This window comes from Arthrobacter sp. P1_D4, assembly GCF_056406115.1.
Genome location: NZ_JBFUAU010000009.1, coordinates 1 through 19,978 on the forward strand (window position 1 = coordinate 1; position 19,978 = coordinate 19,978).

Genomic DNA, 19,978 nt, shown 5'->3' on the forward strand with positions numbered 1-19,978 from the left:
CGATACAGCTATGGCCGATACAGCTATGGCGGACGCTTCCCGCGTTACGCCGCACCTAGCTTGGCGCCCGGCCCTTCGCCCTTGGGCAGCCCGAACGACGCCAGATGACCCGGCAACCGCCGAGGTCGAATAAGTCAGCGTGGGCGCCCTTGGAATCACGCCGGRCCAGCCAACCAAACCGCCACCCCACAGACACGTCAGAACGCCCGGCCAAACATGCGGCGCGCACTGTCATGCCCGGAGCATGCACTTGACACGACCTATAGCCAGCTAGGTTCCGGCACCCACCCCTTGGCACACTTGTTACCCGCGGGTAACATATGACTCATGCATCTCCTGTTCCGGACTCTCCTGCTGCTGTTCACGTCCTCACGCCGCTCACCGCTGAGCATCTGGGACAACTCCTCGCTGCCGCTGCGGGTCCTGCCCACGGACATCGACATCGCCCTCCACGTCAACAACGGCATGTACTTCTCACTCATGGACCTCGGGCGCTTCGATCTCATGGCCCGCAGCGGCACCTGGAAGAAGATGCGCCGCCGGGGCTGGACCCCGGTCGCGGCGGGGGAGACCATCGCGTTCCGCCGTTCGCTGCAGCTCTGGCAGCAGTACACGATCGAATCCCGGATCATCGGCCTGGACTCGAAAGCCATCTACTTCGAGCAGCGGATGGTGGTGGACGGCGAAGTGTACGCGCGGGCCTATATCGCCACCCGGCTTCTGAGCAAGGGCAAGCCCGTCAGCCAGGAGGAGATCATCCGCGAGTTCGGCGCCCCGCCGGCGGATCTGGAGCTGCCCGGGTGGATCCACGAATGGCGCGAAACCAACGCCCTGCCCGGCGCCAGGCGTCCGGCCCCGCACGCCTGGGCGTGACCTGCCTACAGCCCCGCCCGGATGTGCCAACAGCGAAATGCCGGGGACAATCCGCGCCCGCTCCCGTACCGTTGACTCATGGCTACCGTAGACATCACAGGTGAACAGTTCGCATCGACAGTCGAGGATAACGACATTGTCCTCGTCGATTTCTGGGCCGAATGGTGCGGCCCGTGCAAGCAGTTCGGCCCCACGTACTCGGCGATCTCAGAGAAGCACCCGGATGTCGTCTTCTCCAAGGTCGACACCGAAGCCGAGCAGCAGCTCGCCGCCGAGGCCGGCATCACGTCGATTCCCACGCTGATGGCCTTCCGCGAAAAGGTCCTGGTGTTCTCGCAGCCTGGCGCACTGAACGCGCAGCAGCTCGAGCAGGTGGTCGACGCCGTCAAGGCCCTGGACATGGAAGAAGTCCACGCCCACGTGGCCCGGTCCCAGGCCGAGGCCGCCGCGGCTGCGGCCAAGCAGGACGGCACCCAGATCCCGGAGGCCTGAACCTCCACGGCTTAATCCCAGGCTTAACCAACGCGGGGTCACTCCGCGCCCATAAATCCCTCAGGGATGGGCGCGGAGTGGCCCCGCGTAGTGGTTGGAAGCGTGGGTTAGAGCCTTTCGAGCTTGACCGGCTCGGCCAGCAGCGCGCTGAGGGATTCGTTGAGGTCCTGGACGGCCGTGCCCTTGGAGTGCTTGTCCAGGTCCGCCTGGCTGGCCCACCGTTCGGTCAGGACGAGCTTGTCCTCGCTGGCCTCGGTGAGCTCGTAGCGGATGCAGCCGGGCTCGTTGACCACCTCGTCGATCGCGATGTCCAGGGCGAGCTTCACGCGGAAGAATTCGCCGTCGTTGGGGATGAAAATGGCCTGAAGGTCAACGGGTGCACTCATGGCAATCACCCTACCGGGCTGCCGGGCAGGCGCCGGAACATGACCCAAGATTTCATAGGACTTCCAAGCTTTGCTCTTCTTTTGCCTCCGCACTGTTGGTAGCGTCACACCATGCTTGCTTACACAGCCGGGGACACTGACGTCCCGCTGCTCGAGGAAACCATTGGTGCGAACTTCGAACGGATCGCGGCGCGGTTCCCGTACCACGATGCCCTGATCGAGGCGGCCGCGGTACCCGGCGAAGAGGCCCGGCGGTGGAGTTACACCAAGTTGAACGACGACGTCGACCGGCTGGCACGTGCGCTCCTCGCCCTGGGCGTCGCGAAGGGCGAGCGGATCGGCATCTGGAGCCCCAACTGCGCCGAGTGGACCATCCTGCAGTACGCCACCGCGAAGGTCGGGGCGATCCTGGTCAACGTCAACCCCGCCTACCGCAGCCATGAGCTCGAGTTTGTGGTCACCCAGAACGGCATGCGCATGCTGGTCAGCGCGCCGTCGGACCGGAACAGCGACTACACAGCGATGGCGCGGCAGGCGCTGGCGGCGTGCCCGGGCCTGCGCGAGCTGGTCTTCCTCCCGGACGCCGGCCTGGACGGGCTGACCGCCGGCGAACCCGGCACTGAGGCGGAGCGCACCTATGCCGAGCTGCTCAAGCGGGCCGACGACGTCGGACACTCCGAGCTGAAAGCGCGCATGGCGGCACTGGACGCGCAGGATCCCGTCAATCTGCAGTACACCTCCGGCACCACGGGGTTCCCGAAGGGCGCCACGCTGACGCACCACAACATCCTTAACAACGGCTTTTCGATCGGCGAGCAGCTGGGCTACACGGAACACGACCGCGTGGTGATCCCGGTGCCCTTCTATCACTGCTTCGGCATGGTGATCGGGAACCTCGCGGCGCTCAGCCACGGGGCCGCCACCATCATCCCCGGCCGGTCGTTCTCGCCGGCCGGGGCGCTGGAAGCTGTGCAGGACTTCGGCGGAACCTCGCTGTACGGCGTGCCGACCATGTTCATCGCCGAGCTCGCCTTGCCGGACTTCGCCTCCTACGACCTCTCCACACTGCGCACGGGCGTCATGGCCGGCTCGCTGTGTCCCATCGAGGTGATGAACCGGGTCATCACGGAAATGAACATGAAAGACGTCGCCATTTGCTACGGCATGACGGAGACCTCGCCGGTGTCCACGATGACCCGGAGCGTGGACACCATGGCCCAGCGCACCGAGACCGTGGGCCGGACCATGCCGAACCTGGAGAGCCGGATCGTGGACCCGGTCACGGGAGAGGTGCTGGAGCGCGGCGGGATCGGCGAACTCTGCACGCGCGGCTACGCGGTGATGCGCGGGTACTGGAACCAGCCTGACAAGACCGCCGAGGCGATCGACGCCGACGCCTGGATGCACACCGGGGACCTCGCCCGGATGGACGCGGACGGGTACATCGTGATCGAGGGCCGGATCAAGGACATGGTGATCCGCGGCGGCGAGAACGTCTATCCGCGCGAAATCGAGGAATTCCTCTACACCCACCCGGACATCCAGGACGTGCAGGTGATCGGTGTCCCGGACACGAAGTACGGCGAGGAACTGATGGCCTGCGTCATTTTGAAGCCGGGGGCCGCGCCGATGGACGCCGCCAGCCTGGCCGAGTTCTGCCGCGGCAAGCTGGCACATTACAAGATCCCGCGCTACGTGGATGTCCGGGAGAGCTTCCCGATGACCGTCTCCGGCAAGATCCGCAAGGTTGACATGCGCCAGGAGGCCGCGGCCCGGCTGGGCCTCCAGACCGGCGGCTGACAGCAACGCGTTGCTCCTGAGGTCAGTGGTCGCGGTGGTCCTGGATGGTCATGCGCGGGCCAAATGTCGGTTTCCGGAAGCCGCTGAGCCCGATCATCCGGACCACCCGCTGCCGGTGCCCCGCCCATGGAGCCAGCAGCCTGAGCATGCCGGCGTCGTCTGTCCGGCGGCCGGTCAGGGCGGCGCCCACGTAGGCCGCAAGGTGGTAGTCGCCGACCGAGATTGAATCCGGGCAGCCGTGCGTGCGCTGCACCACCTCCGCCGCCGTCCAGACCCCGATTCCGGGCAGGGTCTGCAGCTTGGCCGCCGCCTCCGCGGCGGGGAGGGCGGCGAGCCGTTCCAGCGCGGCGGCCGAACGCAGCGCCCGCATGACGGTTCCCGACCGCTGCGGGCCCACGCCGGCCTTGTGCCATTCCCAGGACGGGATGTGCAGCCACTGCGCGGCCGTCGGCTGGACCAGCAGATTGGCGGGCGCGACGGTGCCGGCGCCCGGCGCCGCCGTCCCGAAGCGGTACATCAGGTAGCGGTATCCGCGGCGGGCCTCGATAACGGTGACCTTCTGCTCCAGGATGGTCGGCACGAGTGAATCGATCATCCTGCCGGTTGCAGGCAGCCGGATCGCGAGGTTCCGGCGTCGGGCTTCAACCACCATGCGCGGGAGGGTGGCGTGGAATGCGGGCTCGTCGAAGCCGGACCAGTCGTCGTCGCTCCCGAGCATGCGCGGGACGGAATCGACGGCGTCCCCCGCTCCGGGACCCCAGGCCTGCGCGTCCACGGCAGGGTCAGCCCGCGTCCCGGCCGTTGCCAGGCGCAGCGTGGCCGGACCGCGGGGCGTCGTGAACGCGAACCAGATCCCGTCCGGGGCGGTGCGGATGGACGGGTCGCCGTGGCCGCGCAGCAGCGTGCCGATGGTTTGCATCAAGTCGAACGGGCCGCCCGGGTGCCACCGCAATGAGGCGTCCGCCGCGGCGGCAATGCCTGCGGGGGCGTCTGCGAGGCTCATTCGAACATGTTCCCACGGCCCGCTGACAGCAGCGTCATCCGCGGCAACGGTGCAGGGGCCGTACGGCCCTTAACCTCCCGCGCTGCCGGGGCTAAAATCCGGCTAGTGGCGTGGTGTGTCCGCGCCCGCTTCTTGGCACCGAATCCTTGTTCTTAGGAGAGTGTGATGGCTGGTGGAGTGGTTCATTTCGAAATCCCCGCAGAAGACGAGGGCCGCGCACGGGAGTTCTACAGTTCGGCGTTCGGCTGGGAGGTAAGCCAGGTGCCGGAGATGAGCTACACCATGATCAAGACGACGCCGACGGATGCCAACGGCATGCCCTCCGTACCGGGCTCCATCAACGGCGGCATGTTCCGCCGCGAAGGCGACCTCACATCCCCGGTGGTCACTGTGGATGTCGATGACATCGACGCGGCGTTGGCGAAGATCAATGCCCTGGGCGGCAGCACCGTCTTACCGCGCGAGGCAATCGGCACCATGGGCTGGGCCGCCTACTTCCGGGACACTGAGGGCAATGTGGTCGGCCTCTGGCAGAACGCCCCGCGTGAGGGCGGCGCCGGGGCAGCGAACGCCGGGAATGACATCGGCGCCTGACGCGCCGGGCACGCCGGCCCGCAGTGCATCCACCTCACTGCATCCCGGTGGTGAGCCACAGCGCCACGACCGCCAACGGGACGGTGAGGACGACGGCGGCCACGCCGGCGAGGGCGAAGCCTCCCCAGCGGATCTCCACGTTCAGGGAGCGGAGCCGCTCGTGCCACAGCAGCGTGGCCAGGGACGCCCAGGGGGTCACCAGAGGCCCCAGGTTCACGCCGATCAGCAGGGCCGCCAGCCGGGCCGGGGAGCCGCCCACCGGTTCCAGGGCAAGATAGGCGGGGAGGTTGTTGACCGCGTTGGCTGCCCCGGCGCCCAGGCCGGCGAGCTGCAGGAGCGACGGTAGGCCCTCGCCCGTGCCGGCGATCCCGGTCAGGAACTGGGTGAGCCCGTTGGCGTGCATGGTCTCCACCACCATGAACAGTCCGGACGTGAGCATCAGCGGGCGCCAGGGAATCATGGACCAGCGCAGGACGGAGCGCCGCCGCCAGAGGAAGAGCAGGAGCAGCGCCGCAGCCGCCGCGAGTGCCGGGATCTGCACCGGAACCCCGGAGACAAGCGCCGGGAGGAGGACCAGCATGACCCCCGACGCCGAGTAGAGCAGGACCCGGTCCCGGACCTTATGGACGGGCTGGGGGCCGTACGTGCCGCGCAGGTCCTTCCGGAACGCCAGCCACAGGAGCACCAGCGGCACGAGGATGCCCACCAGGGCCGGGGCCCACACGAGCGAAGCGAACGCGGCGGGGCTGAGGTTGAGCCGCTCCTGCGCGAGCAGGTTGGTCAGGTTGGAGACCGGCAGCAGCAGCGAGGCCGTATTCGCCAGCCACACGGTGGTCAGCGCGAACGGGAGCGGCGGAATGCGGGCGTGAATGGCCAGCAGCACGACGACGGGAGTCACCAGCACCGCCGTCGTATCCAGGGACAGGAACACCGTGGAAACGGTGGCGAGGGCGATGGCGAGGAACCACAGCAAGAGGACCCGGCCGCGGCCCAGGGCGGCCAGCCGCTCCGTGACGACGCGGAAGAGCCCGGCCTCATCCACCAGCTCGGTGACGAGGGACATCGCCACCACAAACGCCAGTATCGGCACGGTGCGTGCTGCCAGCGCCTGGAAGGCGGGGACCGGCAGCAGTCCGGACGCCAGCGCCGCGCACCCGGCCAGCAGCATGCCCGCGGGCAGCGCGTAGCTCCTGAACTTCTTCAGCCGGGCGATCCTCTTCACCGCCATATCCTCGCACCTTTCAGAGCAGTGGCAGTGCCGTGGCAGCGCCGTGGCCGCGCCGACGTGCCCGCCGCGCCGGAGACGGTAACTTTGTACCTATGAAGTACGCCCCGTCCGTCCTGGACCTCATTGGCCATACGCCGCTCGTCAAACTCAACCACGTGACCGATGGCATCGCAGCCACGGTCCTGGTGAAGCTCGAATACCTGAACCCCGGCGGTTCGATCAAGGACCGCATTGCGGTCAAGATGATCGAGGAGGCCGAACGAACGGGCCAGCTCCTGCCCGGCGGCACGATCGTGGAGCCCACCTCGGGCAACACCGGCGTCGGTTTGGCGCTCGTGGCGCAGCAGAAGGGCTACCGCTGCATCTTCGTCGTGCCGGACAAGGTCGGCGAGGACAAGCGGGCCGTGCTCCAGGCCTACGGCGCGGAAGTGGTGGTCACGCCCACCGCCGTCCCGCCGGACAGCCCGCAAAGCTACTACGGCGTCTCCGACCGGCTCGTCACCGAAATCCCCGGCGCCTACAAGCCGGACCAGTTCTCCAACCCCGCCGCCCCGGCCAGCCACTATGAGACCACGGGCCCTGAGATCTGGCACGACACCGACGGACGCATCACCCACTGCGTGATCGGCGCCGGGACCGGCGGCACGATCACCGGCACCGGCCGGTACCTCAAGGAAGTCTCCGCCGGGCGCCCCGGGGCCGAGGGCGGCGTCGTGAAGATCATCGGCGCGGATCCCGCCGGCTCGGTGTACTCCGGCGGCACGGGACGCCCGTACTTTGTCGAGGGCGTCGGGGAGGACATGTGGCCGGCCAACTACGACAAGTCGGTCCCGGACGACGTCATTGCCGTCAGCGACGCCGACTCCTTCGCGATGACGCGCCGGCTGGCGCGCGAGGAAGGCCTGCTGGTGGGCGGCTCCTCGGGCATGGCCGTCGTGGCCGCCATGGAAGTCGCCAAGGACCTCCCGGCCGACGCCGTCGTCGTGGTCATCCTGCCGGACTCCGGCCGCGGCTACCTGGCCAAGATCTTCAACGACCAGTGGATGCGCTCCTACGGCTTCCTGGCCGGCGGGGACGAGGCGTCGGTAGGCGAGATCCTCAAGGCCAAGACCGGTGAACTCCCGGACCTCGTCCACATCCACCCGAACGAGTCCGTCCGCGACGTCATCAACATCATGAACGAGTACGGCGTCTCGCACATCCCCGTACTGTCCCAGGAACCGCCCGTCGTCATGGGCGAGGTGCTGGGCGCCGTGGATGAACGCACCCTCACGGCCAAGCTCTTCCGCGGCGAGGCCAAGCTCTCGGACAAAATCTCCGAACACATGGAGGCCCGGCTTCCCGTGATCGGCTCGCTCGAATCGATCTCGACCGCCCGCGAACTCCTCTCCGACGCCGACACCCTCATGGTGACGTTTGTCGGCGCCCCGGTGGGAATCCTGACCCGCCACGACCTCCTCGCGTACCTCAGCAACTGACCAGTTCAAGGAGTCCCATGTCTGTGCCTGAAAACCCGTCCTCGAATAACCAGGGTTTCAACACCCGCGCCATCCACGCCGGCCAGGCGTTTGAGCCCCGCACCGGGGCGGTGGTGCCCCCCGTGCACTTCTCCTCGACCTATGCACAGGACGGCATCGGCGGGCTGCGGGCCGGTTACGAATACGGCCGGGGCACCAACCCGACCCGTGACTCGCTGCAGGAGCAGCTGGCGGCCCTGGAAGGCGGGAGCGCCGCTTTCTCCTTTGGCTCCGGCCTGGCCGCCGAGGACTCGATGATCCGCGCCCTCACCCGCCCCGGTGACCACATTGTGCTCGGCAACGACGCCTACGGCGGCACGTACCGGCTGATCAGCCGGGTCCTGGGGGAGTGGGGCATCGGCAACACCCCGGTGGACATGTCCGACCTCGACGCCGTCGCTGCCGCCGTCGCAGCCGGCGGCACGGCCGACGGTGGCGGCAAGACCCGCCTGGTGTGGGTGGAGACGCCGTCGAACCCGATGATGAAAATCACCGACATCGAGGCGCTCGCCAAGGTGGCGCACGACGCCGGCGCGCTCCTCGTGGTGGACAACACCTTCGCCTCCCCGTACCTGCAGACCCCGCTGGCCCTCGGCGCCGATGTGGTGGTGCATTCCACCACCAAGTACATCGGCGGGCACTCCGACGTCGTCGGCGGCGCGATCGTGGTCAACGACCCGGACCTCGCCGAGAAGATCGGCTTCGTCCAGTTCGCCGTCGGCGCCGTGTCCGGGCCGATGGACGCCTTCCTCACCACCCGCGGGCTCAAGACCCTCGGGGTGCGCATGGACCGGCACAGCGACAACGCCCAGGCCGTGGCCGAATGGCTGCTGGAGCGCCCCGAAGTGGAGGCCGTGCTCTACCCGGGCCTGCCCACCCACCCCGGCCACGAGCTGGCCAAAAAGCAGATGAAGAAGTTCGGCGGCATGATCTCCGTGCAGTTCAAGGGCGGCGAGGCCGCGGCCCGCAAGGTGGCCGAATCGACCTCCGTGTTCACCCTGGCGGAGTCCCTGGGCGGGATCGAATCGCTCATGAACTACCCGTCCGAAATGACGCACGCCTCGGTCAAGGGCACGGAACTGGCGGTCCCGGTCAACCTGATCCGGCTCTCGTGCGGCATCGAGGACGTGGAGGACCTGATCGCCGACCTCGACGCCGCGATTTCCTCCCTGGCCGCCGGCAGCTAGCCGCACCGTAGCTGCACCTGCAGCCGACCCCGGCGCCCGCGCCATTCCGTCGGACCACCCTAGCTTTCTCTAAGAGAGTCAGCTAGGGTGGCCGCATGGCACTTAGATCCGACTGGTCCCAACGGACCTGCAGCATGGCCCGCGGCCTCGACATCCTGGGCGATCCCTGGAGCGTGCTCGTCCTGCGCGAGGTGTTCTTCGGCAACGGCCGCTTCGATGCCATGAAACAGCGGCTGGGAGCGGCCGATTCCGTGCTCACCAAGCGGCTCGCCGGGCTTGTCGCCGCCGGGCTCCTGGCTCGGAGGCCCTACGACGACGGCGGCCGCACCCGCCAGGAATACGTCCTCACCGCCATGGGCGAAGACGCCCTCCCGGTGCTCAACGCCGTCGTGATCTGGGCCGAAAAGCATCTCCCGGCGCCGTCCGGGCAGGCACACATGTTCGTCATCCACAGCGGCTGCGGGGAGCGGACCTCCTCGGCTGACACGTGCACGGCCTGCGGGGAACCGCTGACGGCCGCCAACACGAGCTGGCACAGCCTCTCCCGCACCGCGCACCCCGTGCCGCTGGCCTCGGCCAGCACCGGCACCCCTGTCCAGAACGGAACCGCCGCATGAATGCCCCCGAAACCACCGTGACCCCGGCGCCGGTCCGCCGCCGCATCCACCCGGCGTGGACCGTCGCCGCTGTGGCTTTCCTCGCGCTGGTCGGCGCGGCCGGGTTCCGGGCGGCCCCGGGTGTGCTGATGGTGCCGCTGCAGAACGAGTTCGGCTGGTCCACCACCGTGCTCTCCGCCGCGGTCAGCATCAACCTCGTGCTTTTCGGGCTCACGGCGCCGTTCGCGGCAGCGCTCATGGAACGCTTCGGCATCCGCGCAGTCACGGCCGTGGCCCTGGTGCTGATCGGCGCCGGGAGTGCACTGACGGTCCTCGTGACCCAGTCCTGGCAGATCCTGCTGACGTGGGGGCTGCTGATCGGGCTCGGCACCGGGTCCATGGCGCTGGTCTTCGCCGCGACCATCGCCAACACCTGGTTCGCCAAGAGCCGCGGCCTGGTCATCGGCATCCTCACTGCCGGCAGCGCCGCCGGACAGCTCGTGTTCCTGCCCTTCATCGCCGCCCTTGCCCAGGATCCGGGCTGGCGGCAGGCCTCGCTCCTGATCGGTGCCGGCGCGCTGGCCGTGGTGCCGCTCGTGCTGATGTTCCTGAAGAACTCACCGGCCGACGTCGGCGTGCTGCCCTACGGGGCGACGCCGCCGGCCCCCGGCCCGAACGCCGGCACGGAATCCAGCGGACCCGAACCGACAGGACCGGCCGCCGGGCAGGAAGTGCAGGAGTCCCGCCGGAACGCCGCCGTCCGTGCCCTGGAGGTCCTCAAACGGGCCAGCAAAGTGCGTACCTTCTGGGCCCTGGTGGCCGGCTTCGCGATCTGCGGCGCGACCACCAACGGGCTGATCGGCACCCACTTCATCCCCTCCGCCCACGACCACGGCATGCCCGAAACCACCGCGGCGGGCCTGCTCGCCGTCGTCGGCCTCTTCGACATCATCGGCACCATCGCCTCCGGGTGGCTCACGGACCGCTTCAACCCCCGGATCCTGCTCGCCGTGTATTACCAGTTCCGCGGGATCGGGCTGCTGGTCCTGCCGCTGCTGCTCAGCGCCACCGTCCAGCCCAGCATGATCGTGTTCGTGGTCATCTACGGCCTGGACTGGGTCGCCACGGTGCCGCCGACCGCCGCGATCTGCCGCCAGGTGTTCGGTGCCGACGGGAGCGTCGTGTTCGGCTGGGTGTTCGCGGCCCACCAGCTCGGCGCGGCCGCCGCGGCCCTGGCAGCCGGGGCGGTCCGGGACGCCACCGGCCAGTACACCTACGCCTGGTTCGCCGCCGCTGCCATGTGCACCATCGCCGCCGTCATCAGCGCCACCATCCGCAGGGACGCCCGGAAGCCGGAGTCCGTCCCGGTCCCGGCGTAGCTGTTCTGTAGACTGACCCGACAGCGAGGGCGCGTTTGCGCCGCCCTGGACGGAACCGACCAAACGGCCAGCGCCTACATCAGCAGCCCGATGGGGGAGTACATGTCAGTGCCCGTTTCAGACCGCAGCCCGGCGCGGTATTCACCCGTCCCGCACCTGTTCCGGCTCTCCGTCATCCCGGCCATCGCCGCGGTGGCCTACTTCATCTGGATCTCGCTCGGAGTCTGGGGCAAGCACGGCCTGGACTTCAGCGTCTACTGGTACGGCGGCAAAATCCTCAACGACGCCGGCGCGGCACCCTCAGCCCTGTATGCGGGCAACGTGGACTGGGCCGGCGGACCGGCGCTGATGTTTACCTACCCGCCGTTCGCCGCCATCGTCTTCGGCCTCTTGGCCCGGCTGCCCCTGGCGGCGGCGCTGACCCTGTTCAACGCCGCCGGCGCCGGGGTGGCGATCCTGGCCGCGGTCCGAACGGTCCGGTACTGGAACGCGAAAACCTCCTGGCGCGACACCTTCCGGGCACCCGGCAACGGCTGGGCCGCCGCCGTCCTGGTCCTGGCGGTGCTGAACCTGGGTCCCTGGCGCGAGACCCTGGTGTTCGGCCAAATCAACGCCCTGCTGATGGGCCTGATCGCCGTGGACCTGTTGGCCCGCAACCGGCGCTGGGCCCGCGGTTTCCCCGGCAGCGGCTTCCTGGTGGGCGTCGCCGCCGGCATCAAGCTGACGCCCCTGGTGTTCGGGCTCTACTTTCTGGTCCGCAAGGACTGGCGCGGACTGGGCAACATGGCCGCCGGCTTCACCGCCACCGTGGCGGCCGGCTGGCTGCTCCGGCCCGCCGAATCCCTGCAGTTCTGGCTCCAGATGCTGCCCGACACCTCCCGGATGGGGGGAGCAGGCTATGTGGACAACCTGTCCATTAAGGGCGCCCTGCTCCACTTCGGGGTCCCGGAAGCGCACGTCACCATGCCGTGGCTGCTGCTGAGCCTGGCGGTTGTGGCCGTGGGCGCCGCAGTGATCAAGGCCGCCAGCGATCAGGGTGCCCGCGTCGTGGCCGTATCGGCGACCGCGCTCACCATGCTGCTGATCAGCCCGGTCTCGTGGTCCCACCACTGGGTGTGGGTCGCGGCGGTCTTTCCGGCTTTCGCCTGGACCCTGCGGGAAGCTCCGCGCCGGTACGTCGGGATGCGCTGGACCATGGGCGGCGTGCTGGGCCTGTCGATCCTCGTATTCCTGTTCTCCCCCAAGACCATCGGTACGGCCCTCGGCGCCGAAAACCTCGACATCCAGACGCCCGGAGTCTGGATCATGGCCTCCAGCGCCGGCGTCTTCTGCGCCCTGGCCCTGCTGGTGTGCTGGCTCGTTGCCCTGCGGCGGGATCCGCTGGGGCCGGAGCCGGACCTTGCCCCCGAGCCGGTTGCCGAGCGGGACGTCCGGGCCGCCGTCTCCACTGCCTCAGCCTCCTTGTAGGCACCGCTCGTAGCAGGCCGCGCACTCATTAGGCGCCGCGGCGGCCGCCCCCGCTAGGCTGTTCGGCATGAGCTCACCCGACGGACGAAAGACGGCCCTTGTCACCGGTGTCGGCCGGCTCGCCGGAATCGCCGCAGGCATCTCACGCCGCCTCGCTGCGGACGGCTGGGACCTCGTGCTGACGTACTGGCAGGACTACGACGCCCGGATGCCGTGGGGAGTCCAGCCGGACGACGTCGAACGCCTCACCGCCGAGCTCCAGGCGATCGGCGCTGCCGTTGTGGCGCTGCCGGCGGATTTCCAGGACCCGGACGCCGTGGACCGGCTGATGTCCGCCGCCGCGGCGGAGGCCGGAACCCTGCAGGGCCTGGTGCTCAGCCACGCAGAATCCGTGGACTCCTCCATCCTGGACACGTCCCTGGAGAGCTTCGAGAGGCACTTTGCGGTCAACACCCGGGCCAGCTGGCAGTTGATTGCCGCTTTCGCCCGGCAGGCCGGTCCCGACGGCGGGGCCATTGTGGCCCTGACCAGCGACCATACCGCTTTCAACCTGCCCTACGGGGCATCAAAGGGCGCCCTGGACCGGATCGTGATCGCCGCCGCCCGCGAACTCGGCCCGCTCGGGATCAGCGCCAACGTACTGAACCCGGGGCCGGTGGATACCGGCTGGATGGATGAGCCGCTCCGTGACGAACTGGCCCGCCGGCACCCCGGCGGCAGGCTGGGCACACCGGCGGACGTGGCCGGCACCGTCGCGTTCCTGCTCTCGCCCGAGGGCCGCTGGATGTCCGGGCAGCTGGTCAAGGCCGACGGCGGATTCTCCGCCTGAGCCGCCGGGACCCCGGTGACACTCTGATTCATGGAGCGTGTGTGATCTTTGGGCAGCGTCCGGTGGTGGCCGGACCCGGTCAGCCGGCGCTCAGCCGTCGGTCAGCAGGGCGAGGGCTGTTGCCAGTTCGGTGGCGGCGCCTTGGAGGAGGCAGGCCGTCTCCCGTGCCCGGGTCTTGCGTCCGGACTGGAGGTCGGCATCGATGAGGTCGGCGATGAGTTCGAGCCGGCACGCACCGGCCTTGGACGCGGACCAGGACAGGCTTTGGGCGGCCAGGCGCGCGCCCTCCCAGTCCCCGCCGGCCAGGGCCTGGTGAATCTTTTCGACCCGGTGGGGAAGCATGAGCTGGAAGGTGCTGACGAAGTCATGGAACTTCCACGACTGGACCGTCCCCATGCTCTCCTGAAGCCGGTCGCGGTCCAGGACGAGTGCCGCGCTGATGCGGGCCCGGTGCCGGTGGGGTGCCTGGTCGGAAGCGGAACTGTCCTGGCCGTCGCCGCCCGCGCCGGCAGTGGCGTGACGTGCCGGAAAGAAACGAAGTGTCCACGCGGCTGGCTTTGCGTTGAGACTCATGATGTCCCCCTTTACTTGGCAGCCCGTTCCGCCCGTCGGGCGCGCAGGGTGCTCAGCTCCTGTGTCCGGGACGGGCGGGACGACATCGGTTCGACCGGCCAGAGAAGAAGTGCCGTGGGCTATTTGGCTACCTCTGCTCCGGTGGCGATGGCACCACTGTACGAATGCGCCCCCGGGAGAACACGAGTGTTGGCTACCCGAAAACCCAGCAGTCACCACTTGCATCACTGGCCTCATCCGTATCGCGTGAGGAGCGGACACGGAAGCACTGCCGCGACATACCCCGCGGCTCTCAGCGGAACGCGGGGAGACCCGTGATGTGCTGGCCCAGGATCAGGGTGTGGACCTCGTCCGTGCCCTCGTAGGTCCGGACGGATTCCAAGTTGGCGGCGTGCCGCAGCGGGGAATGGTCCAGCGTGATGCCGTTGCCGCCCAGAATCGTGCGCGCCTCCCGGGCAATGCTGAGCGCCTCCCGCACGTTGTTCAGCTTGCCGAGCGAGATCTGCTCCGGACGCAGCCTGCCGGCGTCCTTGAGCCGGCCCAGGTGCAGGGCCAGGAGCGTGCCCTTCTGGATCTCCAGGACCATGTTCACCAGCTTCTCCTGCGTCAGCTGGTACCCGGCCAGCGGCTTGCCGAACTGCAGCCGCTCCTGCGAGTAGGCCAGCGCGGCCTCATAGGAATCCCGCGCGGCGCCCATAGCTCCCCACGCGATCCCGTACCTGGCCTCGTTGAGGCAGGAGAAGGGACCCCTCAGCCCGCGCGCCGCGGGCAGCAGCGCCTCCGGGCCCAGCCGGACGGCGTCGAACGTGATGTCGCACTGGATGGAGGCGCGCATCGAGAGCTTCTGCCCGATCGGCGTCGCGGTGACGCCCGCGGTGCCGGCAGGGACGAGGAAGCCGCGCACGCCGTCGTCGGTCATGGCCCACACCACCAGCACGCCTGCCACGGAGGCGAGCCCGATCCAGCGTTTCGCGCCGTCCAGGATCCAGCCCGCGTCGTCGCCGGAGCCGTCGCGGCGGGCGAAAGTCTTCATCGAGGCAGGGTCCGAGCCGGCCGTGGGCTCGGTCAGGGCAAACGCGCCGATCAGTTCGCCGGCGGCCATCCGGGGAAGCCACTCCTGCTTTTGGTCCTCGGAGCCCCACTTGTGGATGGCCGTCATGGCGAGGGAGCCCTGCACGGAGACGAACGTGCGGACGCCCGAGTCGCCGGCCTCGAGTTCCATCGCCGCGAGGCCATATTCGACGGCGGAGCGGCCGGGGCAGCCGTAGCCCTCCAGGTGCATGCCGAGCACGCCGAGCTCGCCAAGTTCCGGGGCGAGCTCGAGGGGGAACACGGCGTCCTCGTACCAGCCGGCGATGCCCGGCCGGATCCGCTGGTTCGTGAAATCGCGGACGCGCTCGCGCACGGTGCGCTCCTCCGCGCTCAGCAGGGAATCGATGGCCAGGACATCGGAGACGTCGGAAAGGTTGGCCTCATAGTTCATGCCAGCTTCGTTGCTCATGCCAGCATCCTACGGCCGCACCTGCAGGGGCGCGCCGGCGGCGGGGTGGTGCTGCAGGAAGTAGCCCCGCGTGGACGGCGCGAAACGGCAGACGGCGGCCAGCGCCACGCCCAGCCCCAGGAGCAGCACGCCGCTGATGAAGGCCCCGCCGACGCCGAAGATCTGCGTATCGCCGTAGTCCGGATCCCACATCTGTACCGCCGAGACGAAGAATGCCGCAGTCAGCATAAGGGCGCCGAGCAGGGGCATGACGCCGCGGAACCAGAAGTTCCGCGCCGAGCTGCGCAGGGTCGCACGGAAGTACCAGACGCACGCGAAGCCGGTCAGGGCGTAGTAGAACGCGATGAACAAACTGATCGAACTGATGGAGTCGGCGAGCAGGTTCTCGCTCAGGAAACTCATCAGGACGTAATAGGCGACGGCCGCGGCACCCATGACCTGGGTGGAATACCCCGGCGTCTGGTTGCGCGGGTGGACCTCGCCGAACCTGCGCGGCACGGCTCCGTGCACGCCCATGGACAAGGTGCCGCGGGCCGTGGGAAGAATGGTGGTCTGGGTCGAGGACAGCACCGAGGCCAGGACGGCGACGACGATCAGCCAGCCCCAGGGGCCCAGCACCACGTCCTTCATGGCCAGGAAGACATCGTTCTGGTTGGCCTCGTTGCCCAGCCCAATCCCTTCCGTGCCCACCGTGGCATACATCATCACCAGCAGGGCCACAGAGACGTAGATCGCCACAAGGACAAGCGCGGAAATGACGGCGCCTCGGCCGGGCGTGGTGGCAGGGTTTTCGGTCTCCTCGTTCACCGCGAGGCAGGTGTCCCAGCCCCAGTAGATGAACAGGGCCAGCAGGGCTCCATGCACCACCGCGCCGGGATCGGCGAACGCACCGGCGGGGTTGAACCACTCAAGGTCGAAGGCTTGGCCAGGGGCCGCGCCGGGCACCGCGCCCGCGATCCGGAAGATGATTGCCATCGCGAAGATGCCCAGCGAGAGGTACTGCACGTAGGTCAGGACCCGCTGGACATGTTCCCCGAGGCGGATGCCGCGGTAGTTCACGAAGGTCATGAACACGATGAACAGCACACCGGTGGCGGTGACCACGAGGCTGTTCCCGGCCAGCGAACCGTCGCCGATCAGCAGCCACAGGTACTGCCCGGCGACCTGGGCGAGGTTGGCCAGGACCACGACGCCGGCCAGGGCCACGCCCCACCCGCCCAGCCAGCCGGCCCAGGGACCGAACGCCCGGCGGGCCCAGATGAAGGTGGTCCCGCAGTCCGGCATGGCGCTGTTGAGCTCACGGAAAGCGAATGCGATGAAGAGCACGGGCACGAAGCCCAGCAGCAGGATCAACGGGGTGTAGTTGCCGTTCACCGCCACGATCAGTCCCAGGGTCGCCGCAAGCGAATAGACCGGCGCGGTGGAGGCCAGCCCCAACATGACGGAGTCTCCGAGATCCAGGATCCCGGCGCGCAGTCCCTTGGCCGGAACTGCCGCGGGACCCCCGGGGCCGCCGGCCGTCGTCGTCGTCGTGGTTCCGGTGCTCATAGGGCAATACCTGCCTTGCTGGAGTGGGCCTGGTTCGAGGCCGGGGCGGGCGCGTCAATCGTGTTGGGCACGAAGCGGCAGAAGTAGTCGGTGATGGGCCCGTCCGACTCGCGGATGCCGCAGCCGACCGATTCGCCGTCGACCACCCAGAGGCCGAGCACGGGGCGGTTGCCGTCGAAATCGGGAAGGGCATGGAACTGCTGGTAACACCAGCCTTCCCGGCCATAGTCGCCGGGTTGTTCGAGATCGATGCCGGCGGCGTGGATCCTGATGTTGTCCCCTTCCCGGCCGTGCAGCGGCTTGGCCACCCACTCCGTGAGCGGCCCGGGACCGTCAAGATAAGCCGGAAGCAGGTTGGGGTGGTCCGGGTAGAGGTGCCAGAGCGCCGCGAGCAGGGCCTTGTTGGACAGGAGCATCTTCCAGGCCGGCTCCACCCAGCGCGGATTGTGGGCGCGCTGCAGCAGCCGCTGCCCGAACGGCTCCTTCATCATCAGTTCCCAGGGGTAGAGCTTGAACATGGTGCTGATCATGAAGTTGTCGAGGTCCACGAAGCGGTTGAGGTCCGGATCCCATCCGATGTCGGACATGTTGATGCCGATGGTGGTCCAGCCGGCCTGGCTCGCGACGTCCCGCATGTAGGCCGCCGTCATCCAGTCCTCGCCGGATTCTTCCGCCTCGGAGTGGGCGACGTGGAGGGTGCTCATGCCGGTGCGGTACTGCAGCCTCTTCCACTGTCGGATGAGCGCTTCATGGATGCCGTTCCACTGGTCCTTTTCGGGAAGGACGTCCTGCAGCCAGAACCACTGGGCGACGGCGGCCTCAATGAGTCCGGTAGGGGTGTCCGCGTTGTACTCCAGCATCTTGGCCGGGCCGCCCCGGCCGTCGTAGACGAAGTCGAAGCGGCCGTAGACGTCCACATCGCCGGCCTGCAGCGATGCAGCCGCCAGTTCCATGGCCTGCGGCCCGATCCCGATGTTGCCCATGGCCCCGGTGGCGAGGAACTTCGCGGCCTCGAGGCACATGCGGTGCATGTCCTCGGCGGCCTTTTCGAGGGTCTCCACTTCGTCCATGGTGAATTCGTCGTAGGCGCCTTCGTGCCAGTACTCGACGTTCGTGCCGTCGGGCAGGGCCGTGGTGGAGAAGACGAGGCCTTGTGCTTCAATCCGCTGTTTCCAGTCCGGCCGCGGCGCGGATCCCAGTCGTTTCATCCCTAGCCTCCCGTGCTTCCGCCCTTGGCGCTGCCGCCGAAGCCGCCCCTGCTGACCGTGCCGCCCTTGGCGCTGTACCCCGTGGACGCCTTGGCCCCGGTGGGAACTGTCCTGCTGTAGCTGGGGTAGCCCGACCGGTTCTGGCCCAACCCGGGCACGCTGGCGCCGCGGGAGTAGAAGTACCAGGCGTAGATGCCGGAGCTGCGGCCGTCCGTGCTGCTGTTGTTGCACTGGGCATCATCGACTCGCTCGCCGGTGTCGTCGTTGAAGCACACCTGGGCGTAGTCGGCCTCGTCCTCGTTGCTGGCCACCATGGCGGTGATCGTGCCGGCCAGGAGCGCCGTGACGCCCAGCCCGACGACGACGGTACGGCGCTGCGAACGCTTCTTCCGCGCCGCCGCGGCCGCCAGGCCGCGCTCGCGTTCCAGAGCGAAGGGGTCAACCACGGCGGGGGCAGTCGCGTCAGCCGGAAGTCCCGGCGGCGCGGGCTGGCCGGGCTGGTTCTGCAGCTCGGGCCGGAGCTCCGGCTGTGGAATCTGCCACGGAGGCTGCTTCCGGTCCTGCCGTGGACTGTCCGGGTGCTCGTCGTTTCGGCCCAAATCTGTCCCCTCACGTCTGGCCGCAGGGTATCCCGCGGAAGGCTTGCGTGCTTTTCCCGACGCCAGCCTAACCGGCCTCCGGATCCCGGGCGATGGAAAGGGCGTGACGTGTCTGCGGCGGGCGCGTGGGAAGCGTGCCGGCGCTGAGTCCGGGGCCGCGGGCACGCCGCAGGCCTACACTGGTGCCATGGAAACCGCATCCGTGCTTGCTGTCTGCAGGGTTCACCAGCTGCTCGATGATCCCGGCAGCGTCGGGGTCACCGCGATCGACAAGCGCCCCGTGGACGGACCGGTGAAAGTCCACAAACTTGGCCTGCGCGGTGATATCCAGGCGAGCAGGATCCACCACGGCGGCGAGGACCAGGCACTCTACGCGTACTCGCAGGGCGACGCCGACTACTGGGCCGGCGAACTCGACCGGGACATGCCAGCGGGCATCTTCGGCGAAAACCTGCGGATCACGGGCCTCAACGCCTCCAACGCCGTGATCGGCGAACGGTGGAAGGTCGGACTGGACGTCGAGGTGGAAGTCACCTCCCCGCGCATCCCCTGCGCCACCTTCCAGCGGCGGATGGGCGAGCCGCACTGGGTCCAGCGGTTCACCGAGGCCGGCAGGGTGGGCACCTACCTCCGCGTGGTCCGGACCGGCAGCATCGAGGCCGGAGACCACATCCACCGGCTCTTTGTCCCTGCCCACGGCGTGACAATCGCCAAGTGGTTCACCGATCCCACCCTGGAGGACATGGAGGCCCTGCGCGACGCCGACGCCGACGGCCAGATCCGCCTGCAGCCCGAGTACCACCAGAGGTTCGAACAGCTGCAGCGCCGTCTCGGGGTCTAGGCGTGGGGAGCCGGTGTGCGCAAGCTCACCAGCCGCCGTCGGCCCCTCAATTACCACTGTTCCGCTCCATGCCCTACACTTGAAATATCCCCCACTCCGGAAATCCCTTATTCCTGCCCAATTCTTGAGGCAGGACTGGCAAGTGTTGGGGCCCGCAAATGTGATGCGGGCATTTTCATAGGGAGAGCCGGCAAAAGAAAACGCTGTACAGACTGCTGGGATAGCAGCCAAGAGATGCAGCGGGAAGTCCTGCCACGGGATTGCGAAAGCGCCGGACTTCTATGTGACCCGCCGGTCAACCGTACGCCCGGCAATTCGTGTCACGCGTACTGCGGCTCCGCTCACCTCGGGTTGTGC

At 68.4% G+C, this 19,978-nt stretch carries 19 protein-coding genes; 11 read left to right on the plus strand and 8 right to left on the minus strand.

What is annotated here, in order from left to right; all coding sequences use genetic code 11:
• Window positions 1-327 precede the first annotated feature (327 nt).
• Window positions 328-873 carry an acyl-CoA thioesterase gene (locus AC1D0A_RS10075; protein ID WP_028276979.1) on the plus strand — a complete coding sequence of 182 codons (546 nt, stop codon included), beginning with the start codon at window positions 328-330 and terminating at the stop codon, window positions 871-873.
• 78 nt (window positions 874-951) lie between these two features.
• The gene (gene trxA / locus AC1D0A_RS10080) at window positions 952-1,365 is read left to right on the plus strand and encodes a thioredoxin (RefSeq protein WP_018773584.1); all 414 of its coding nucleotides are present in this window, start codon (window positions 952-954) and stop codon (window positions 1,363-1,365) included.
• Window positions 1,366-1,472: 107 nt separating this feature from the next.
• Here the strand turns inward: trxA and AC1D0A_RS10085 are convergent, their stop codons facing one another.
• Window positions 1,473-1,751 (minus strand): putative quinol monooxygenase, encoded by a 279-nt coding sequence (locus tag AC1D0A_RS10085; RefSeq protein WP_243181142.1) that lies wholly within the window; start codon window positions 1,749-1,751, stop codon window positions 1,473-1,475.
• Window positions 1,752-1,862: 111 nt separating this feature from the next.
• On the opposite strand from AC1D0A_RS10085, the gene AC1D0A_RS10090 reads away from it, so the two are divergent.
• The gene (locus AC1D0A_RS10090) at window positions 1,863-3,551 is read left to right on the plus strand and encodes an AMP-binding protein (protein WP_476943761.1); all 1,689 of its coding nucleotides are present in this window, start codon (window positions 1,863-1,865) and stop codon (window positions 3,549-3,551) included.
• A gap of 22 nt (window positions 3,552-3,573) precedes the next feature.
• Here the strand turns inward: AC1D0A_RS10090 and AC1D0A_RS10095 are convergent, their stop codons facing one another.
• The gene (locus AC1D0A_RS10095) at window positions 3,574-4,554 is read right to left on the minus strand and encodes a DNA-3-methyladenine glycosylase family protein (protein WP_243181140.1); all 981 of its coding nucleotides are present in this window, start codon (window positions 4,552-4,554) and stop codon (window positions 3,574-3,576) included.
• Between the two features lie 165 nt (window positions 4,555-4,719).
• Here AC1D0A_RS10095 and AC1D0A_RS10100 point away from each other — a divergent pair, with 165 nt between their 5' ends.
• Complete coding sequence (locus AC1D0A_RS10100; RefSeq protein ID WP_243181139.1) at window positions 4,720-5,148, plus strand: VOC family protein; 429 nt, start codon at window positions 4,720-4,722, stop codon at window positions 5,146-5,148.
• Between the two features lie 34 nt (window positions 5,149-5,182).
• Here the strand turns inward: AC1D0A_RS10100 and AC1D0A_RS10105 are convergent, their stop codons facing one another.
• On the minus strand, window positions 5,183-6,376 hold the full coding sequence (locus AC1D0A_RS10105; RefSeq protein ID WP_243181138.1) for an ArsB/NhaD family transporter: 1,194 nt from the start codon (window positions 6,374-6,376) through the stop codon (window positions 5,183-5,185).
• A 92-nt stretch (window positions 6,377-6,468) separates the two neighbouring features.
• On the opposite strand from AC1D0A_RS10105, the gene AC1D0A_RS10110 reads away from it, so the two are divergent.
• The 6 genes from AC1D0A_RS10110 to AC1D0A_RS10135 all read left to right on the plus strand — a co-directional run bounded on the left by AC1D0A_RS10110 (window position 6,469) and on the right by AC1D0A_RS10135 (window position 13,351).
• Window positions 6,469-7,854, plus strand: coding sequence for a cystathionine beta-synthase (locus AC1D0A_RS10110; protein WP_243181137.1), 1,386 nt, complete (start codon window positions 6,469-6,471; stop codon window positions 7,852-7,854).
• 17 nt (window positions 7,855-7,871) lie between these two features.
• Window positions 7,872-9,080: a cystathionine gamma-synthase gene (locus AC1D0A_RS10115; RefSeq protein ID WP_028276985.1), complete on the plus strand. Its 1,209-nt coding sequence runs from the start codon at window positions 7,872-7,874 to the stop codon at window positions 9,078-9,080.
• Window positions 9,081-9,175: 95 nt separating this feature from the next.
• Window positions 9,176-9,697: a winged helix-turn-helix transcriptional regulator gene (locus AC1D0A_RS10120; protein WP_476945723.1), complete on the plus strand. Its 522-nt coding sequence runs from the start codon at window positions 9,176-9,178 to the stop codon at window positions 9,695-9,697.
• Window positions 9,694-11,055: an MFS transporter gene (locus AC1D0A_RS10125; RefSeq protein WP_243181134.1), complete on the plus strand. Its 1,362-nt coding sequence runs from the start codon at window positions 9,694-9,696 to the stop codon at window positions 11,053-11,055. Before AC1D0A_RS10120 ends, AC1D0A_RS10125 begins: the two co-directional genes overlap by 4 nt.
• A gap of 108 nt (window positions 11,056-11,163) precedes the next feature.
• Window positions 11,164-12,522, plus strand: coding sequence for a glycosyltransferase 87 family protein (locus AC1D0A_RS10130; protein ID WP_476943762.1), 1,359 nt, complete (start codon window positions 11,164-11,166; stop codon window positions 12,520-12,522).
• Between the two features lie 67 nt (window positions 12,523-12,589).
• Window positions 12,590-13,351, plus strand: coding sequence for an SDR family oxidoreductase (locus tag AC1D0A_RS10135; RefSeq protein WP_243181132.1), 762 nt, complete (start codon window positions 12,590-12,592; stop codon window positions 13,349-13,351).
• Window positions 13,352-13,441: 90 nt separating this feature from the next.
• Here the strand turns inward: AC1D0A_RS10135 and AC1D0A_RS10140 are convergent, their stop codons facing one another.
• The 5 genes from AC1D0A_RS10140 to AC1D0A_RS10160 form a co-directional block, all read right to left on the minus strand.
• Entirely contained in the window at window positions 13,442-13,924 is a 483-nt protein-coding gene (locus AC1D0A_RS10140; protein WP_476945724.1) for a hypothetical protein, read from the minus strand.
• 292 nt (window positions 13,925-14,216) lie between these two features.
• A complete protein-coding gene (locus tag AC1D0A_RS10145; RefSeq protein ID WP_243181130.1) occupies window positions 14,217-15,425 on the minus strand; it encodes an acyl-CoA dehydrogenase family protein in 1,209 nt (402 codons plus the stop codon).
• A 9-nt stretch (window positions 15,426-15,434) separates the two neighbouring features.
• Window positions 15,435-16,973, minus strand: coding sequence for an APC family permease (locus tag AC1D0A_RS10150; protein ID WP_476945725.1), 1,539 nt, complete (start codon window positions 16,971-16,973; stop codon window positions 15,435-15,437).
• Window positions 16,970-18,181, minus strand: a complete 1,212-nt coding sequence (locus AC1D0A_RS10155; protein ID WP_476945726.1) for a glutathionylspermidine synthase family protein — start codon at window positions 18,179-18,181, stop codon at window positions 16,970-16,972. The genes AC1D0A_RS10150 and AC1D0A_RS10155 overlap by 4 nt, the downstream gene beginning before the upstream one ends.
• A 2-nt stretch (window positions 18,182-18,183) precedes the next feature.
• Window positions 18,184-18,780, minus strand: a complete 597-nt coding sequence (locus AC1D0A_RS10160) for a Tat pathway signal protein (protein ID WP_476945727.1) — start codon at window positions 18,778-18,780, stop codon at window positions 18,184-18,186.
• A 187-nt stretch (window positions 18,781-18,967) separates the two neighbouring features.
• Here AC1D0A_RS10160 and AC1D0A_RS10165 point away from each other — a divergent pair, with 187 nt between their 5' ends.
• Window positions 18,968-19,621, plus strand: coding sequence for an MOSC domain-containing protein (locus AC1D0A_RS10165; protein ID WP_243181126.1), 654 nt, complete (start codon window positions 18,968-18,970; stop codon window positions 19,619-19,621).
• Window positions 19,622-19,978 lie beyond the last annotated feature (357 nt).

Bases quoted from the DNA above. Each gene is read 5' to 3' on its own strand.
- AC1D0A_RS10075 (WP_028276979.1), top strand. From the start codon at position 328: ATGCATCTCCTGTTCCGGACTCTCCTGCTGCTGTTCACGTCCTCACGC.
- trxA (WP_018773584.1), top strand. From the start codon at position 952: ATGGCTACCGTAGACATCACAGGTGAACAGTTCGCATCGACAGTCGAG.
- AC1D0A_RS10085 (WP_243181142.1), bottom strand. From the start codon at position 1,751: ATGAGTGCACCCGTTGACCTTCAGGCCATTTTCATCCCCAACGACGGC.
- AC1D0A_RS10090 (WP_476943761.1), top strand. From the start codon at position 1,863: ATGCTTGCTTACACAGCCGGGGACACTGACGTCCCGCTGCTCGAGGAA.
- AC1D0A_RS10095 (WP_243181140.1), bottom strand. From the start codon at position 4,554: ATGAGCCTCGCAGACGCCCCCGCAGGCATTGCCGCCGCGGCGGACGCC.
- AC1D0A_RS10100 (WP_243181139.1), top strand. From the start codon at position 4,720: ATGGCTGGTGGAGTGGTTCATTTCGAAATCCCCGCAGAAGACGAGGGC.
- AC1D0A_RS10105 (WP_243181138.1), bottom strand. From the start codon at position 6,376: ATGGCGGTGAAGAGGATCGCCCGGCTGAAGAAGTTCAGGAGCTACGCG.
- AC1D0A_RS10110 (WP_243181137.1), top strand. From the start codon at position 6,469: ATGAAGTACGCCCCGTCCGTCCTGGACCTCATTGGCCATACGCCGCTC.
- AC1D0A_RS10115 (WP_028276985.1), top strand. From the start codon at position 7,872: ATGTCTGTGCCTGAAAACCCGTCCTCGAATAACCAGGGTTTCAACACC.
- AC1D0A_RS10120 (WP_476945723.1), top strand. From the start codon at position 9,176: ATGGCACTTAGATCCGACTGGTCCCAACGGACCTGCAGCATGGCCCGC.
- AC1D0A_RS10125 (WP_243181134.1), top strand. From the start codon at position 9,694: ATGAATGCCCCCGAAACCACCGTGACCCCGGCGCCGGTCCGCCGCCGC.
- AC1D0A_RS10135 (WP_243181132.1), top strand. From the start codon at position 12,590: ATGAGCTCACCCGACGGACGAAAGACGGCCCTTGTCACCGGTGTCGGC.
- AC1D0A_RS10140 (WP_476945724.1), bottom strand. From the start codon at position 13,924: ATGAGTCTCAACGCAAAGCCAGCCGCGTGGACACTTCGTTTCTTTCCG.
- AC1D0A_RS10145 (WP_243181130.1), bottom strand. From the start codon at position 15,425: ATGAGCAACGAAGCTGGCATGAACTATGAGGCCAACCTTTCCGACGTC.
- AC1D0A_RS10150 (WP_476945725.1), bottom strand. From the start codon at position 16,973: ATGAGCACCGGAACCACGACGACGACGACGGCCGGCGGCCCCGGGGGT.
- AC1D0A_RS10155 (WP_476945726.1), bottom strand. From the start codon at position 18,181: ATGAAACGACTGGGATCCGCGCCGCGGCCGGACTGGAAACAGCGGATT.
- AC1D0A_RS10165 (WP_243181126.1), top strand. From the start codon at position 18,968: ATGGAAACCGCATCCGTGCTTGCTGTCTGCAGGGTTCACCAGCTGCTC.